10 protein-coding genes are annotated in these 19,062 nt (G+C 43.9%); all 10 read right to left on the minus strand.

What is annotated here, in order from left to right:
* Positions 1–122: 122 nt before the first annotated feature.
* On the minus strand, positions 123–986 hold the full coding sequence (locus tag NXX38_RS24140) for a glycine betaine ABC transporter substrate-binding protein (protein ID WP_008651869.1): 864 nt from the start codon (positions 984–986) through the stop codon (positions 123–125).
* Positions 987–1,034: 48 nt separating this feature from the next.
* Complete coding sequence (locus tag NXX38_RS24145; RefSeq protein WP_008651872.1) at positions 1,035–1,862, minus strand: proline/glycine betaine ABC transporter permease; 828 nt, start codon at positions 1,860–1,862, stop codon at positions 1,035–1,037.
* The gene (locus NXX38_RS24150) at positions 1,859–3,085 is read right to left on the minus strand and encodes a glycine betaine/L-proline ABC transporter ATP-binding protein (protein ID WP_008651874.1); all 1,227 of its coding nucleotides are present in this window, start codon (positions 3,083–3,085) and stop codon (positions 1,859–1,861) included. Before NXX38_RS24150 ends, NXX38_RS24145 begins: the two co-directional genes overlap by 4 nt.
* 297 nt (positions 3,086–3,382) lie before the next feature.
* Positions 3,383–3,721, minus strand: coding sequence for an MGMT family protein (locus NXX38_RS24155; RefSeq protein WP_008651876.1), 339 nt, complete (start codon positions 3,719–3,721; stop codon positions 3,383–3,385).
* A 192-nt stretch (positions 3,722–3,913) separates the two neighbouring features.
* Positions 3,914–6,784: a substrate-binding domain-containing protein gene (locus NXX38_RS24160; protein ID WP_317218889.1), complete on the minus strand. Its 2,871-nt coding sequence runs from the start codon at positions 6,782–6,784 to the stop codon at positions 3,914–3,916.
* A 4-nt stretch (positions 6,785–6,788) separates the two neighbouring features.
* Complete coding sequence (locus NXX38_RS24165) at positions 6,789–12,371, minus strand: carboxypeptidase-like regulatory domain-containing protein (RefSeq protein WP_258981426.1); 5,583 nt, start codon at positions 12,369–12,371, stop codon at positions 6,789–6,791.
* A gap of 390 nt (positions 12,372–12,761) precedes the next feature.
* Entirely contained in the window at positions 12,762–13,649 is an 888-nt protein-coding gene (locus tag NXX38_RS24170; RefSeq protein ID WP_004311736.1) for a carbohydrate kinase, read from the minus strand.
* Positions 13,650–13,684: 35 nt separating this feature from the next.
* Positions 13,685–14,854 (minus strand): MFS transporter, encoded by a 1,170-nt coding sequence (locus tag NXX38_RS24175; protein ID WP_258981428.1) that lies wholly within the window; start codon positions 14,852–14,854, stop codon positions 13,685–13,687.
* A gap of 295 nt (positions 14,855–15,149) precedes the next feature.
* A complete protein-coding gene (locus NXX38_RS24180) occupies positions 15,150–16,976 on the minus strand; it encodes a DUF4980 domain-containing protein (protein WP_258981430.1) in 1,827 nt (608 codons plus the stop codon).
* Between the two features lie 125 nt (positions 16,977–17,101).
* A complete protein-coding gene (locus NXX38_RS24185) occupies positions 17,102–19,051 on the minus strand; it encodes a DUF4960 domain-containing protein (protein WP_122137802.1) in 1,950 nt (649 codons plus the stop codon).
* Positions 19,052–19,062 lie beyond the last annotated feature (11 nt).

The following is a 19,062-nucleotide window of genomic DNA, read 5'->3' on the forward strand; positions in this document are numbered from 1 at the left end:
GCAGACTCCCTTTTTTATGTCTAAGCCAATTTCATATCTAGGCCGGTTTTGAATCAATTTTAGACCGTTTTTACTCTTATTCAACTACAGATTCGCATTATTTAATCAGTCTATTCATCTATTTATTCCTTTGATTTCGGTATCCAGCTATCAACCAGTTCCCGGTGTTCATCCCTCCATTTACGGGCTATTTCTTCTTCATCCATCCGGGCATCCTTCATAGCTGTCATAAAAGAGCTAAGTTCTTCTGTCGTTAATTTGATATTACCGAAAAATTCAGCGGCAAACGGGTCTTTTTCACTGAAACCTTTCCAGGCAATGGCATGTATTTCTTCCAAATCTCCATATACTTTCTTCGGATCATCCAGGAATTTCAAGTCAAACTGATCGAACATCCAATGTGGTGTCCAACCTGTAATGACAATCCATTCTCCCTTATCCATCGCTTTTTTCAAAGATGCCAACATGGTTGAACTACTTGAAGTCATAAGAGCATATCCGTCAAGTCCATAAGCAGCAATGGCCTTATCCGTAGTCTTCATAATTCCTGCCCCGGCATCAATTCCCACTATTTCAGAAGAGAAACGGTCTTTATAATCTGCCAGTTCACTAATAGATTGAATCGTGACATATTCAGGTACGACCAGCCCGATGCGAGCTTCTTCATATACCTCACCCAAGAATTCGATGCTATCACCATATTGGTCCATATAATCTTTCATCGTTATCGGTAGCCAGGCATCCAGAAAGACATCTGACTTTTTCCGAGACATGGATACAAAAACAGGGGCAAGATCCGCATTTTGCAGTTCAACCTCATATCCATGTTCCTCCAATACCACCTTAGCCAAATGACTCATGGCAATGCCTTCCAGCCAATTGGCATAGGCTATTTTTACTTTTTTCTTATTTGGGTCGGAATTCGTGCAGGAAGCTAGCAAAAGCAGCGCGGACAGTACTATTCCTACTAATTTATATATTCTCATTTTTCTTCCTTTCTGTTTTTAGTCCTTTTGGGTTTAGTTCTTTCCATTTTAATCCTGTTTATTTTTTCTTCCTGCCATTCCTTGTGTGATACGGTCCAGAATGATAGCCAAAATAACAACTGCTATACCACCTTCAAACCCAAGTCCGATTTTCATTTGGGTAATACCTTTCAATACGATTTCTCCTAAACCACCGGCAGCAATCATTGCAGCGATTACGACCATAGAAAGTGACATCATTATTGTCTGGTTTACACCAGTCAGGATGGTGGGCAGCGCCAAAGGAAGCTGTACTTTATATAACAGCTGCCAACGGGTAGCTCCGAACGAACGGGAAGCTTCCACTACATTTTTAGGAACCTGCCGGATTCCCAACCCGGTAAGACGGACCACAGGAGGCATGGCAAATATGATTGTCGCAAAAACTCCGGGCACTGTTCCCAATCCGAAGAACAAAACAGCAGGAATCAGATAGACAAAGGCAGGCATTGTCTGCATCAAATCGAGAATAGGGCGAAGTATTTTATCCGCACGCGGACTGTTTGCTGTCCATATTCCTAAAGGTACTCCAAAAATCAGAGCCAGGCAGGTAGATGATAAAACGAGAGCCAGAGTTTGCATGGTTGCCTCCCAAAACCCCATTCCATAAATCAATAATAATCCTAATACGGTAAAAATGGAAATACCCCGTCCTGCCTTTACCCATGCAATTGCGGCAAGTACCAAAATTGTCAGATAAAATGGAATTCCGAAAAGAATGTGTTGGAAACCTGTAATGAAACTACCGATGCCTGTATTCACGGCATCAAAGAATGTGGAAAAATGTACCATCATCCAATTGATGGCAATTTCTATATATTGTCCTATATTTATCATAAGTCTATTGCGTTTTGAATTATTTCATTTATTTCTTCTTTATCTTTCCCGGTCACTTCTATGATTAAGGATGAAAGTGGGATTGTTCCCAGAAACTCGTGTGTTTCATCTATCACCCATACCGGTGAATTGCTCTTTGTCATTAGAGGAAGTATATCCTCGAGCACTGTATCACACAACACTGAATGTACTTCTTTACGCACAACCGCTTCAATGGATTTTTCCTGTTTGCTACGCAGCTTAAGCAAATCGTTCAAATGTACTTCTCCGACCAGTTTATCATCGGCATCTATTACTGGTAATACAGTTATATTCTTCGCACGCATCTTACGAATCAAAACTTCGGGACCTTCTTTCTTCAGACGGGCTACCAACGGTTTGTCAATCATTAAAGAAGAGGCGGTAATAATTTTGCTCCTGTCCACGTTTTCAACAAAACGGGCTACATAATCGTTAGCCGGTTCAGTCAGGATTTCCTCCGAAGTACCTACCTGCACCACTTCTCCGTCTTTCATAATTGCAATACGGTCACCTAGTTTAATCGCTTCACTCAAGTCGTGGGTAATAAAGACAATCGTCTTTTTCATCTTTGATTGCAAGGCCAGTAGTTCATCCTGCATCTGCACGCGAATCAGAGGATCGAGCGCAGAGAAAGCCTCATCCATTAAAAGTACTTCGGGATTATTGGCCAGGGCACGTGCCAGTCCGACACGCTGTTGCATACCACCGGAAAGTTCACCTACCATCTGATTCTCGTATCCTTTCAGCCCGACTAGCTTCATACTTTCCATGGCTTTCTTTTCACGCTCTTCTTTCTTCACTCCCTGAAGTTCAAGGCCGAACGCAATATTACTCAATACAGAACGGTGAGGCAACAAACCGAAATTCTGAAAAACCATCGCCAGCTCTTTCCGGCGAACCTGCAACAATTCCTTTTCGGATATTTTAGATATATCTACTCCATTTACAAGCACTTGTCCGGCTGTAGGACGTATCAGACGATTGATACAACGCAGTAATGTCGATTTTCCACTTCCCGAGAGCCCCATTATCACAAAAAACTCTCCTTCATTTATTGAAAGATTGGCGTCTTTCACTCCTACCGTACAACCGGTATCTTTCAGTATTTCCGCCTTACTCTTATCTTTTTTCAGCATCTTGAGTGCTTTCTGCTTCTCGTGACCAAAGATAAGGTACAAATCCTTTATTTCTATTTTACTCATATAATATATTGGTTTAGATTATAATATTTGTTTTGTTCTCAACTGCTGCGTCCATTATTCTCACTTACGATAAACAAGTTGAATATCCGCATGGTTCAATCCTGTCACATGGCAACATGACAATCCGATGAGTTTCTTAATGATAAAAAAACAGACTGAGTAGTTTAAAAGGAATAGAATTTGATAAGATTATCCTCTCAATGAACAGTAAAAAACAGTATTTTCATAAATAAATAACAGTCTGTTCTTGCATATTGTTGGCACAAAGGTAAGGAAAATAGATTAAACATGCAAATTTTATTCAGAAGTGGAGTAATTCCAAAGATGCTTTTTCAGGTCTACACATCCATTTTGCTTGAAAGAAATCCCCTCTTCCAGCAAGAGCCGCTTTTGCTCTGTCCAACCGGGTACAAGGCGTCCCGACACATTGACAACCCGGTGACAGGGTGCAGATAAATCATCCGGAATCTGCTTCAAAGCACGCCCCACCATACGGGAACATTGAGGCATTCCCAATAATGCTGCGATTCCTCCATAGGTAGAAACCTTACCTACCGGAATTTCCCGGACAACCTGATACACCTCTCGACAAAAGGATGCGGAAAGGCTCGCCTTGTCTACTTTATAATCTTTCATCACCTGAACTTTACTTATTCACTCCCAAAACTAAATAAAAAAGAAAAGAATCTGCAAATAATATCGCCTCTACAGTCATAAACACCCCAACCTTAGCCGTTTCTTCTATATGTATGTACGTCAGGTTTGCGCAATTCACGCCTAAAACATAGTACATACACTTTTACTATACCTCAATCAAAGAAATAAATGCTATCCTTTCCGCTTCAACAGATCCGTCGGGCTTTCTCCAAACTGTTCCCGATAACATTTGGTAAAATAAGAGGGAGAACTGAAACCAACCTCATAACCAATCTCCGCCACTGTCATATCCGAGGAAGCAAGCAAAGAAGCTGCTTTTTTCAAACGGGCGATGCGAAGCAATTCATTCGGAGAATAATTAGTCAGGGATTTGATTTTGCGATAGAGTTGCACACGGCTTAATCCCATATCTTTGCCCAAGTCTTCCACATTCAGATTAGAGTCTCCCATCTTAGCCTCAATCAAAGCCTTGAATTTCTCCACAAAGTCTTTGTCCATATCGCAGACATCTTCTTTGGCCAATGTCTGCCCGTCACCAAAGAATTGTTTCAGACGACGATGTGAGTCTATCAGGTTGCGGACACGTGCCACCAGTAATTGCGAACTGAAAGGTTTGGATATATAGGAGTCTGCTCCACCATCATATCCTTGAATCCGTTGTTCGTCCAGAGAACAGGCTGTCAACAGAATGACAGGGATATGACACGTTTGCAATTCGCTTTTCAAGCGACGACAACATTCAATTCCATCTATTCCGGGCATCATTACGTCGGAGATAATCAAGTCCGGGACATATTTCATAGCTTTACGAATACCTTCCGAGCCGTCTGCAGCTTCTATAACAGTATAATCGGTATGGAGCAATCCGTGCACATATAAGCGAATATCAGCGTTATCATCAATAATCAGAACGCAAGGTTTGGAAGAGTCGTAGCTTTTTTCCAATTCCTCTTCTTCGTAAGTTAAAGCATCATTCAAGCTCGAAGAACCGGAATAACCGGAAGTTGCAGGAGTTACGGGAGCCCCAGCAACGACAGAGGTTGCAGCATCGGTGGAGGTTACAGAAGTAGCAGGCACAGAGAATGCCGGAGAGTTTTCAGAAACAACAGTCTCGCAAGTCTGTACAGGCAAATCAACGGTAAAGATAGTTCCTTGCTTTTCATCACTTTCCACCGTGATGGTACCTTTATGCAATTCCACAAAAGCCTTTACCAATGCCAGTCCAATACCCGAACCGGCATGGTGCATATCTATCTTATAAAAACGGTCGAAAATATTCCGGATATGCTCCGCAGAAATCATTGAACCGGTATTGGCAACGGTAAAGCGAATCCAGCAATGATCGTCTTTAGTCAGGGAAGATAAGCGTACAGTTACTTTTCCGTTTTCCGGAGTAAATTTGAAAGCGTTGGAAAGGAGGTTGAAATAGATGCGTTCCAATTTCTCTGCATCTGCCAACGTGCGGTAATCCGTATCCGGCATATAATCGAATGAGAAATGAATATGTTTCTTCCGGGCTGCAGCCATGAAAGATTCGTTCCATCCCTCAAAAGAAGAAAGAATGTCTAACGAAATAGGAGTATATTCCATTTTTCCATTCTCATACTTACGAAAATCCAGAATCTGATTGACAAGACGCAAGAGGATATTCACGTTTCGCTGAACTAACAATAACATTCGTCGCTGGTCTTCATTCAAAGACGAATCAGCCAGTAAATGCTCTACCGGGTCGGCAACTAATGTCAGTGGAGTACGAAAATCGTGAGATATATTTGTGAAGAAAACCAGCTTGGCATGAGTCGCTTCTTCCAGTTGGTGAGAAAGCTGGATAAGCTGATCCCGCTGTTCCTCAAGTTTGTCCCGCTGTTCTTCAAGAATATCCCGCTGCTCTTCGAGTTTATCGCGTTGTTGCTCTACTTGTTTCTTCTGTTCGGACAACTCTTTATTCAGGCGATTCTTGGAACGGAGGGATTTATAAACTACCAACAACAATCCCGCTACTAATAAAAGAATAACCAAGCCGCCATACATCACGACCTGCTGCGTAGCTACACGCGACAGATACCCACCGATACGTCCGTTCAATGTTTCAATCTTCTGATCCAGTTCCGAGATATGGGTAGTCTGAAGTTGCATAACGTGCGCGTTCGTGCGGTCTACAACGGCAGTATTCATGACCGTTTCGCGAGGATAAGGCTTCTTCTCAAGAATATTCATAGCCAGTTGCATCACTTTGTCCCCATTAGTCGGATAAATAAAAGTTGCATCCAGCACATTGTCAAGCACCAATTCAAGCCCATTTCCTTTGCCGGGCAGTGCATCAATGCCAACAAAAATCATTTCTTTTTCACGTCCGGCTTTCTTCGCAGCCTGATAAGCTCCCGGAGCGATACGGTCGTTATGTGCATACACCGCATCAATCTTCGGATGACGGCGAAGCATACTATCCATTTCCACTTCTGCCGGTTCACGTTCCCAAGCAGCATCCGCTTTATCAATCAGTTTGATATCCGGATAATTGCTGATAGCGGCCATAAATCCCTGATGGCGTTCCATGGCAGGGGTGGAACCACCCAGTCCGGTAAGCTCCACTACATTCCCTTTCCCTTTCAGACTTGATGCGATATAATTTCCTACCGCACGACCTATTTCATAATTATCGGCACCGATATAGGCAGTATATTTATCAGAAAGTATCTTCCGGTCTACAAGAATGACGGGTATTCCTTTCTGATAGGCCTCCTCCACAATTGGAGTCATGGGAGCCGCTTCATTGGCGGAAATTATCAGTAAATCAACTCCTTTATCTATAAAATAATGAACATCTTCCGCCTGCTTACGGTTATCATCCGCCGCCGAGCGGATTTCAACCGATACTCCATCATAAAACATCGCTTCACGAAGAATCTCATCATTCATCTTGTGCCGCCAAGAGTCATCGCTACATTGGGCCACCCCAATACGGAAACGAGGCGCATCCTGCCGACAGGCCGCCAAGCCCAAAAGACAAAACAAGACTGTTATCCACTTCGTATATTTCATCGCTTCAATCATTCCCTTTCTTTCGTATATCTTTTGTATTTCTTTCTGTAATCCAAATTTCTCTCCCCGCATTATTTGCATTCACCACCGGGAAATACATCAGTTCCACTTTCACAGGGTTCAGCGTGTATTTTCCAGTAAAACGTGGAAGCAAAAGAACCGTAAACTGATAAGTACCTACCGGTAATTTTTCGCTAAAGATAACAGTTTTCTCTTTAAAATACTCACGATACACTTCAGAACGAGAGAAATTAACAGGTTTTGAGGCATAACTACAACCTGCCGGAACAGGAACTTCAAGCATCACGTATTGCGCACCCTCCTGTTTCACCTGCAAGGTAACTGTCAATGTAACAGGTACACCCGCCACCAAAGAATCTTTGTCCAAAGTCGCCTCCACCTTGAAAGCATCACTCTGACGAGCATCCATCACACGCTTCATTGAATAGACACTATACAATAAAGGCTCTTTTCCCGTTTTTGAAATAAGCAGACTGTCGCCTGCTGTCAGCCGGGTATGGTAAGGAAAATCCGTAATCCGTTGGTGATCCTTACCGCTCACAGATACCGATGTTCCTGACATCCCTCCGGAATCTGCCAGCAAATCGGTCAGAACAGTTGTCACAGCCGAAGAAGCCTGATACGTATTCCATCCGTGCTCCTTAGTCCGCAAAATATGCAATTGCATATTTTCTTTCAACTTACACAGAGAAGAGTCATTTTTAATAATCCGGTAGGCTATCAATGTATTTATCAGCTGATTTCCCTCCCAATAATAAGTACGCCGTCCGTCGTCACAGTAAACACCTCCGAGCAGATCCTTTTTCAGATAAGGACGTACACTATCACCCACATTCACCGAATCCACCTGTTGCTTGATTTCCCAGAGAAGCAGTTTCTCTTTCAGGTAGGAAAGAGGACGATAATACTTGTTTCTATTTGCCAACGAGTCTTCTTTCTGTTCCAATTGCCGGACGAAAGGTTCCAATAATCTGACTGCCGAAGAATAATCCGCCTCCACTTTCCACTCATGAAGAGCATGAACTATTTCTATATCTTCCAGTTTCATTCCTCGATAAGGACTCGTATGAGCATACTCCACTTTCAAACCATTCAGATTCAACTCCACAGGATAACCTGCATCTTGCGCCATCTTCAAAGCCCGCAGGATATGCGCAGACATCCAGAAAGAAGTATTTTCAGAGTTCCCCCACCACGACCATAACTGATGTTTGTTCTGATGATTCGTCAGTCGATGGATAATAGATCGGATCGCTTTGTCTACTTTCACCTTTTCCCCCTTACTCTGCATATACTGTTGGTAAGCCAGCAGACCGATCAACTTGGATGCCAGCTGCTCATTGCACAAATATTTGTATCCTGTCAGATAATTCACCGATTCTTTATAGATATCCAACTGATTATCGGTGATACTCACCATCACTTCTTCATCCTCGCCGGATTGCACTTTGACCGTCTTTGCATCGGACAGAATCCCCAATGTGCCCTGTGCCAATTCAGTTCCCTGTGGTAGTATCGGAATCGTATATTCCTCTCCATCCTGATACCCATCATCGCGAGTGAAAAGATAGCTGATGGTCACGCTATCGGCATGTGCTGCCTGCATCGGCACTGTTTCATGAAATCCCTCCGTGAGACCCACTTCCTGCCGTTTCAATGTATCCGTTCCGACGCAGAACTGTGTTTTTCCGGCTATGTGCTGCCCATCCAGATAATTGCGGATAGTCCCGACCACCGTACTCTGATCCCCCTCCACCAAGAAGCGGGGAGTTTTCAACTCCGCCATCAACGGTTTGTAAGAGCGGACGGAACGTCGGAAAGTACCCGTCTGCAAACGACGGTTCATACCATAAACGACAGTCTCCCATTTCGTTACGTTATCAGGGAAAGTTGTTTCAAACTGTACCGTTCCGGTTTTATCCGTAAACAAACGAGGTTGCCAGAAAGCCACATCCGAAAAATTCCGACGCAAGCCGTTCAATTGCATAAGTTCATTATACAACTGTTCGTTATCCGCTTCTTCTTTCGCTTCCCGATCCTGCTCCTCCAATTTCTCCAAAGGTGCGGTTGCAGCAGCAGAAGAAGAACCAGTCATTAGTCCGGCAACGGATCCCGTCAACGAATATCTTGAACGCGTGCCGTATCCTACAACGACCACTTCCTCCAGCGTCTGACTATTTTCTTCCAAAGTAACCAACAGATTGGCTCCGGGAGTTGCTCTCATCTCCTGCTGTTTAAAGCCGACATAGCTAAACAAGAGCTGCTCCCCTCCCCTGTCACAATCCATTTCAAAATATCCGTCCATGTCGGTGATCGTTCCCTCCGTCGTTCCTTTCACCACCACGCTACACCCGATTAAAGGCTCTCCGGTAGCATCCGTCACATAACCGGAGACTTTACCGCCATAATTGCGTACATACTGCCTGATTCTCATTTCCCTGTGACCAAGAAAGTTTGTACCGATCCTGCCAATTCCTCTTCCCAGCAAGAGCCACCCAGATGACAACGAATCACGTTCATGTAGAGGCAGAGACTCCATATCTACATCCAGATAGGTATATGATTGTATCTTCAGAGCATCCTGTTTCAGATACTTTCCATTGTTATAAAGTAAAATCGCATCATACGTTCCGGCAGGAAATTTGGAGTATATCCTGTTCATCTGCACCAAGGTATCCGGATAAACCAGTTCTCCGGTAGTGCAGTCTTTAAAGAGCAAATTAGCCACTCCGGTAGAATCTTTTTCTTCCGGAAGCCGGAAATTCAGCGTCTTATCCGGTAGGGAGAAATAAATCCGGGTAGGATGCCAACTCTTCCCCTTGCGAAGTTCTGCCACCAGACTACGGAATCTTTCCGGCGATAAGTGGTAATCATTCAAAGTCGGAATCTTTGCCACAGACGAAAAATTCAAATAAGCCGGACACAGTTCCTCATCCTTATATTTATAAACCACATTGCCCTCGAATTCATAAGAGAAACCTCCCTCATGCCGATACAACACACCATTCATATATTTCCAAGGTCCCGGCTCCACAGGACCTGCCAATATCTTTTTCTTGTAGCGCGACAGCTCCATGAGTGAAACCGGAAACTGCTTTCCATTATGTTCGAGCGAAGTATATACCGCCCCATCCATCACCGGAAGACGGCAAAGATACCGTTCATAACGCTTCTTCTCTTCCGAAGTAAATTTATACTCATCATATTTCCCTTTCTTCTGCCGCAACCAGACTACTTCCACTCCTTGCGGCAACTGATTCATATCGAAACTCAAAATCGTTTTCTTGCCCCGGTCGAAAGCCAGAGAATCAATGATGAAAGCCCTGTCGTGCATTCGCAACGTTATCTTCTGCTTTCCCGAAGGATGCAATACAGGAAAAGAATACTGCTTGGGCTGTTCCGTCCACGAAAAATAGCAGGGAACATCGTTCTGCTCAATCACATAGATATTCACCGCCCGTCCGTTCAGCATCACATAAGGAGCAAACTGGGTGGTTCCATCCGGTGTGTCAACCGTCTGACGGAACAGCTTTCCCGCAGGATAAGCAAACTGATAATAAGGCAACTTATCCAAATGAAGCAACTGGTTCCAATGCTGATAATCCAATGTGGCCGTATGCAGATACTCTTTTTGCTTCATTGAGTAGGAAGCACGTTGCTCGCGCGGACGGGGTGCACTCCCGTAATAGGGTAAATCGGGTACGTGATAATCCAGCTGGCTGTTGACCGCAAAAGCTGTCAGATCGACATTGGATACCGGACGCCCTTGTATATTGGTCACGTTCAGTTTTGTTTTCACTTTCTGACCGGGATACACTCGTTCCGGCAAATCAGATTCAATCACCAGCCGTTCGGAGGGTGAAGTGTACGAGCGTTTCAACATACATTCCTTATTCCCCATGAAATAAAATACTTCTACGTAATAGACGGAAGAGGGATCGATCTCTCCAGATTTGTGTTCCATCTCTTTTCCCGAACCTTTCTGCAACAGGCGGTTGCCTTGATACACATACCAGGAAAGCTCCAGCTGCAAAGGATTGGAAAGGGAGACACAGAACGAATCTTTTTCTATGCCGCCATTCAGTTCCAGTTTGGAGTCAAGTGCGGCGGAAGCAATCGTCGTTTCATATCCTGTTTCCGGTATTTTGAAACGATAGTCCGTCACTGCCTGATTGAACGGTTCGCGATAGGGCAAACGCACTTTCTTCACTTCTTTCTTTTCACCATAGGTCAGTTCGGCTGCCACAGGACGTTCCACTCCCAGATCGAAGAATGAAAAGCAAATGGTATCCGCCTGCGTGGTACACTGCACATCGTAGCACGAATAGTAGAAAGTCGCTTTGCTTTGCTGTTCCAAACGGTTATTGTCTGCCGTAAGCAGAACGACATTCACTGTATAGAAGCAATCGGAAGCTCCGAATATCCGAGCTGGAATATCTACCGAGGCTTTTCCGGAAGCATCCAGTTCCGCTTGCACGGACATCAGTGTATCGGGCAAAGAAAGTATCTGCGCATATGACTTCAGCACCTGCTGTCTGCCCACAGTCACTTCTACATTCACCTCCCGCAAAGGAAGTCCGTTGGCATCCGTTGCACTGATATCCATGCGGTTACTCTGCGGTGTATATTGCACATTCGAAGCCAGCTTCACCAACAACTTGTTTCCGTTCAGTTCGTAGTCTTCATATTTGAAATTGGTGGAGGCTACGATGCGTCCCCGCTTATCCCGAAGCTGTACAGTATATCTCTGATCGAGCTTCAGGTTCAATGAATCCGCCAACAGGAATTCTCCGGCGAAGCCTCCCGGATGGTAAGGGACGACGGACATTATCTTCTTATAGTCACGCCAGGAAGAACCGACACGCATCCACAATGAAAGTTCCTGTTTCAAAGGGCGTTTATGTTCGGAGAGAGCATAAGACTTGAAACGGACAGTTTCGCCCGGTCTGTATTTATTCTTGTCAGTAATCAGGTAACTATAAAACTCCGGTGCATCTTGCCGGTCATAATCATTTTTATACCAGGGTGGTACAAGGTGTTTCCTCAAATCGAATACCGCACGAAACTTATCCACTTCAACCGTCAAAATGTGCTGTTCTTTCTGGGACCAGTTATCGTCAGTATATGTCTGACTGTCTTCATCGTAATAAACAACCTTGCTGCCTACCCGCACTTTGGCATCTTTCCTGATTGTTCCCCCGGCATCAACCACCTGCAAGGTAAGTACACCATACTCCTTGAAAAGGAAAACATGAAAAGGAATCACCGGAGCATAACGGTAATGAACTTCGTTCCGCTCTACATCAGCCAGCAGAAAATGCCCTTTGACCGGAGGGTTGTTCCAAGTGTCCGTGAAACGGGCAAAAGGAGTCTGCTGTATTTTTTTCCACTGTTTCTGTCGGAGTTTGCCTTTGAGAAGTTTCAAGGCCTCTTTGTTGGTCAGTTCGAAAACGATCGTTTCGGAAGAGGCATCGTCCCAGAGCATCGGTTGTCCGAATGCTCCATTGGCAAAAAGCAGGACTCCCAATAACAACAGGCTCTTTAGCTGGCATAGCATTGTGTTCATGGTATTCGATAAATAGATAGATTGAGAACAAAAATAGAAAATAAAACTGTGAGTATGCTATAAATCACCCGATTATTCGCAATCTTATCCTCTGAAAAAAGTAAAAATAGTCCCCATACTTACCCAGGAAACCATTAACAAACGTATAAAGCGTGATACAAACACTTAATTGATGTTATAAAACATCTCTTTTTATTTGGATTATTTGCAAAGTTGACAGAAGTCCGTATCTTTGCAGTGTGTTTTTCATAGTATTAGATTTAAGGTTAACAAAGGTTGGAGCAAGGCGTTGCTCCTTTTTTTATGCCTGTATCTTTCGTACGTACAAAAAACAAGAGGTACACCCCCACGAAATGAAATATACCTCTATGCTTACTATCAATAAAAGAATTACATCAGTCTATCTTTCAAAACCTGCGGAAGTTCGGGCATCGCACCGCTCTGTGTGCAGACATAAGCAGAAACCTCGACAGCCAGTTTATGCGCTTCGGGCACCGGTTTTCCATTGAGAATGGAAGCACAGAAAGCAGCCGTAAAAGAATCGCCTGCACCCACTGTGTCGGCAACCGGTACTTTGGGCGTCTCCTGGAAAGAGACAACGCCCGGAGTGAACACATAGCTGCCATTGATTCCACAAGTGAGAATCAGCATCTTCAGGTTGTATTTTGCCAACAGAATCCAGCATTTATCCTGCAAATCGATACCGGGATAACCAAACATACGGCTGATAGTCACCAGTTCTTCGTCGTTTATCTTCAGGACGTTGCAGCGGCGGAACGATTCACGCAATACCTCTTTTGAGTAGAAATCCTGGCGGAGATTGATATCAAATATCTTGAGCTGTCCGTCTATATCGGGCATCGTATCCAGAAAGCGATTGATAGTGGCACGGCTCACGTCATTACGTTGAGCCAGCGAACCGAAGCAAACAGCACGTGTGCTCAAGGCCAGACGTTTCAGCTCATCCGTAAAGGGAATGTTGTCCCACGCCACACCCTCTTTGATTTCGTAACAAGGCACGCCCTCGTCATCGAGCGTCACCTGCACCGTACCGGTAGGATAATCTACTTGTTCGATCTGCATCTTCAACTTCTTCTCGTTGAATACTTTCAGAATTTCTTCTCCCAGTTCATCCCTGCCTACGGCACTCACTACACGACTGTCAAAACCAAACTGTGATACATGATAGGCAAAGTTTGCCGGAGCACCACCGATTTTCTTTCCTTCGGGCAACACATCCCAAAGTGCTTCGCCCATTCCTACAATTATATTATTCATGATATACTGGTTTTATTGTTTCCAAAGTTATAAAATTATTTTCTGATACGGAACGTATAATACAAGAGATAAAGCACGCCCACCGTCATTACGGCGATAGCACCATTCTGTCCCATGGAAGTATCCGAAGCCACTCCCATTGCCAACGGAAACACCGTCCCGCCGAAAAGTCCCATAATCATCAAGCCGGAAACTTCGTTTTTCTTACCCGGCAGATAAAGCAATGCCTGCGAGAAGATAACGGAAAACACATTGGAGTTGCCGAAACCAATCAAAGCGATGCAAGCATAGATAATTGCCTTTTCATGGAAGATAAACAAACCGATCATGGCAATCAACATCATCACCACACTAATGCCGAAGAAAGATTTCGGAGACATCTTACGCAAGATGAAAGAACCCAGAAAACAGCCCGCCGTACGGAAAATAAAATAAAGACTGGTTGCAAAAGCAGCATCATCCAATCCCATGCCGATGCGCTCCATCAGAATCTTCGGGGCGGTAGTGTTCGTACCTACGTCGATGCCGACATGACACATGATACCAATGAAACAAAGCAGGATATACGACTTGCCAAGCAGGGCGATGCATTGTCCGAAAGTAGACGGTTTGCCATCTTCTTTTTCCTCTTCAATCTGTGTGACATTGAGCAGAAGAATAGCGATGACAGCTACAATCATGTAAATAGGGAACAGGATGCGCCAGCCTAGATCGAAAGTCGGAATGGCCTGTGTCGCTCCCCACATGGCGATGTAAGGTGCCAGAAAAGAAGCAATGGCCTTCACAAACTGGCCGAAAGTCAGACTACTTGCCAAGCGGTCGCCACGCACGATATTGGAAAGTAACGGATTCAGAGAAGTCTGCATCAACGCATTTCCAATGCCCAGGAGAGAGAAGGAAATCAGCATCAGCATATAGCTGTCGCCGAAAATGGGCAGCAACAGAGAAGCGAAAGTCACAATCAAACTAAGCAATACTGTTTTCCTCTGACCGATACGGCTCATCAGCATGCCGGTGGGTACGGAGAAAATCAGGAACCAGAAGAATACCAGTGACGGAAAGATATTCGCCTGTGAGTCCGACAGACCAAGGTCTGCCTTTACGTAATTGGAGGCAATGCCTACCAGGTCAACGAATCCCATGGCGAAGAAGCAAAGCATCACCGGGATTAGTTTGGAGAGGGAAGAGTTTTTACTGTTTTCCATTGTTTTATCTTTTATATGATGAATTCTGTTTCCATAGGGCGGAGCACATAACCCTATGGCAATGTATGCATCAGTCCTTTATATAGTTGATGTATCTCCCGTTCCTTGTTACTTTAAAGCTACGGTCTTGTTGGGTTACCACGACCGTGACGAACTAACAGAACCGTGGCTTTGAAGAAAGTGTCTCCGCACTTTAGTAGAACTCTTCCACTAGGACAGACGTACTCTTCCATAAGGAAAGAAGTATTTACTCTAAAGAAACGAGAAAAGAGCGCATAGAGTAAGAAGAATGAGCTTATTTCTTCAACTTATAGATCACAAACGATTCTACTTTATACGCTCCTCCTTTACTGTAAAAGTCGATATGAGTGTAAGGTTCCGACGGGAATAACTGATTAGTCATCACAAAACGTCCGCCATCACCAAAGGCTTCCACACTGGATTTATCAACAAACAGACGGAGTTTCAATTCATCTTTTCCACTTTCAATGGCCGTCCAAGTCAACATTGGGAAGTTCTCATTGAAACCTACATCTCCGCTCTTGCGGCGGTCCATCGAGAATTTCTTTTCTTTCATGTCATATTGCATATCCACTTCTTCGCCTTTGTCATTATAGAGACGGAAGCCGATTACATCCGCATGTTGATTTTCGATAATCAGTTCTATTTCGTATGCACCCTCATTGCCGGCAATCATGTCTTTGATGGTACGTGTTCCGTTCACTTTGAACGAGCGTTTCTTGGAGATGTCACGCAGTTTCAGCAGTTCGGGAGAGGGAGCCGACTGAAGATAAGTTTCGCCATCTACGGTGAATAGGCTCAAATCGCGAGGAACAGAGTTCGGACTACGGTATTGAGAGGTAGGAACATCGTTTGCATATTGCCAATTGCTCATCCATGCGATAGCGATGCGACGGTTGTCGGGAGCATCGCTCCAAGTCACGGTAGCATAATGGTCTTTCCCCCAGTCCATCCATTTGGTTTTGGAGGGTGATTCGTTTACAAATTCTTTTCCGTTGAACGTTCCGACAAAGTATTGGGTGGCACTTCCTCCGAAAGGACCTCCGGGATTCAAATTACAAAGCAATACCCATTTCTTTTCGTTCGTGCCGTCTACTGGAAGTTCAAATAAATCAGGACATTCCCAAACACCGCCATGTGCACCTTGTCCTTCACCGAAACTACTTTCAAAGGCCCAGTCTTTCAGATTGGAAGAAGAGAAAATTTGCATTTCCTGTCCTACTGCCAACAACATAATCCAACGTTGAGTCTCTTTATGCCAGAATACTTTCGGATCGCGAAAATCACGGGCATCAGACGTCAATACCGGATTATTTTCATATTTTGTAAAAGAACGTCCATTATCTGTGCTATACGCAATGCTTTGTACTTGTCGGTCACTATTCTGCGTATAAATTGCAACAATAGCACCCGCACCGAATCCGGCAGTATTATCAGTATCTACTACGGCCGAACCGCTGAAAATTGTACCAAGCGCATCAGGAGTAATAGCATCGGGACGATGTTCCCAATTTATCAGGTCTTTACTGATTGCATGTCCCCAATGCATATTGCCCCATTTGGAGCCATAAGGGTTGTGCTGGTAGAAAAGGTGATATTCACCATCTTTATATACCATCCCATTGGGATCGTTCATCCATCCATAAAGAGGTGAGAAGTGATAAGTAGGACGGAACTTTTCACGATTGCCCGTATCGAACGTGTCGGACAATTTCATTTCTTTGCAGCAAACAGCGGAAAGTTTACCCCGTATCGGATCATTCGAACCTAATTTAAATTTCAATAATATGTTTTTACCTGCATAGTCCGAAAGATCCAGTGGAACAAAATAGTCCACTCTGTTCACTGCCAGGCGAACATCCGCAACGTTCACCTCTTTATTATTAACGATCATGCTGACACGTACATCAGGCATAACCTCCTCTACGGGTAAAAGCAAATAACGTTGATTTGTATTTATATGTACCAGGCAATGTCCTTCACCCAAATCTTTTATTAATAAAGAAGAAGTATCGGCTGAAGCATCCGAAAATGAGAAAATCATCATAAGCAGAATTGCCAAAAAGGTCTGTACTTGTTTAAACGAGAATAATACATTCATGTCAGATGGTATTAGAGTTAATTATTAATATTCATTGTCTTCTATTTGTTACCATGCAAAGATAGGCGTAACGGATAGTTACACCTATCACTTTTGTTTCAGAAGATAGAAAAAATGTTACCTACCTATTTCTTAGCGCTTAGATAATGCAATATATTCTTCGTCATGAGCACAATATTATCTTGATAAACGTTAAGATTACTATTCTGATTCCATTCATAAGCAGCGAGCCCAAGGGCTATACATGTACCTTGATATTCCGCTGTCGAAGCAAATTCCACCATTCCGGCACAACAATAATCCGTCACGTGTCCCCACGTTGCTAAAACGGTAGCATTGTTTTCTTCTTCAAATGCCTTTACTATATTCCCTGCATTGGGATAAAGACCGGGGAAACCATAAGAATTCAAGTCCCACATACAATTATGGTCTTCACGTCGTCCGGGACCGATCAGCGGGAACGTTTCATGAGAGAATTGGTCGGAAGTAACCATACCGGCAAACACTGGATGACTCCGATGATCATACTCCATTCCGATGTTGGCATTAATCGTCCAAACGTCCGCGCCATCTCCTCCTTCACCATCTGCAAATATCCCTGGAGCCCGTTCGGTACGCCCCAATGGTACAACCAACTGAGTCGCATGATTACTCAAGAACAGATTCCCTCCATTCTTATAATACGTAGTCAAGGCAGCGATCGCATCAGTAGACAAAGGTAACTTATCCCATCCGGCTCCAATGCCTACACGGTCTATATGCACCCAAATAACATCGTAAACAGAAAGATCTTCACTAGTCAACATGGCAGGAGTGACAACTTTACCATTCACAAACTGTTTCTTGAACCATGCATAAGAGGCTTTTTCATCATCATCTTCTATCTCTTCGGGACTATTATACGTTATCACATAAGCTGCATTTGTCAAATCAAGCCCGGACGGTTTCACCTTAATATTTTCTTCCGTTACTCCGCAATCTATCACTTCGGATAATTCGCTGATATAAAATACTTGATTACTGTTTTTATCTTCTATCGTACAATCTGCAAAACGATTATTTTCTCCTTCCGCAGCATTCACTGTAGTGGGATTTTCTATACCTTCACTCCAAGATACATTTATGGTGTTCGACGTGAAATGATTGTATTCACCTTTCACATGAATTACTCCATAGTCGGCTTCTTTGCCATTGAGTTGATTATCGCTCTGGTTTACCGTGAACAAGTTATCACTTAACAAGTTGTTTTGCCCGCTTAATTCAAAGAAAGTCATTTTGTTTCCGGTAAATTCATTATCCGAAATATTCACTCGGCTACAGCCAGTAAAGTTGGCACACCAATCGTCATTCGCCGTTAGTTTGTTGTGAGAGAAAATCAGATTGCTTTCTCCCGAAATACGTGCAGCCACACCGCCTTGCGATGAACCGAAAGCAGAATTGGTCACCATATTTTGTATACCACCATTCATTTCAATGCCATTCACAACATCGGTTGCATCTATCCGGGCTAATGTAATGGCATCACATCCTTGGAGTTTAACGCCCTGATACATATTTTCCATCTTAATATTGAAGAAATGCAGGCGGTCATTGTCATGCTCTACATAGATTCCGGTTCCTTGGTGGTCGGCTTTCCCCACAAGGGTAAGTCCGCTTACCTCCACCCCGCTAATACGATTTTTACGTCCGCCTATATCGGCAACAGGAGCCACATGCAATGCATATTCGGCATTTCCAAGTACCAAACGACTGCCTTTAGCGTCAGCAACAGGAACAACCGTTTCATCATTCACACCTTTCAGTGTTACGAAATTGCGTGTAAGCTGAATGGGACTATCCAGGCGAAAAGTCCCTTCGGGAATAAGTATCGTTCCTCCTTCGGGCGGGAGATCGGCTATAATAGCATTTATAAGATCTGCACAATCGGTAGATCCGTCAGTCGGAAGTCCGAATTGCGTTATATCTATTATCTTCTGACCTTTACATTCATCGCAAAGCGCATAGGTATCATCATTACTGCAAGATGTGCCCAACATCAGGAACAATCCGCTTATCAAGAATTTATTTATTTTCATGGTGTTACTAT

This window comes from Bacteroides sp. BFG-637 (assembly GCF_024793605.1).
Lineage (GTDB): Bacteria > Bacteroidota > Bacteroidia > Bacteroidales > Bacteroidaceae > Bacteroides > Bacteroides vicugnae.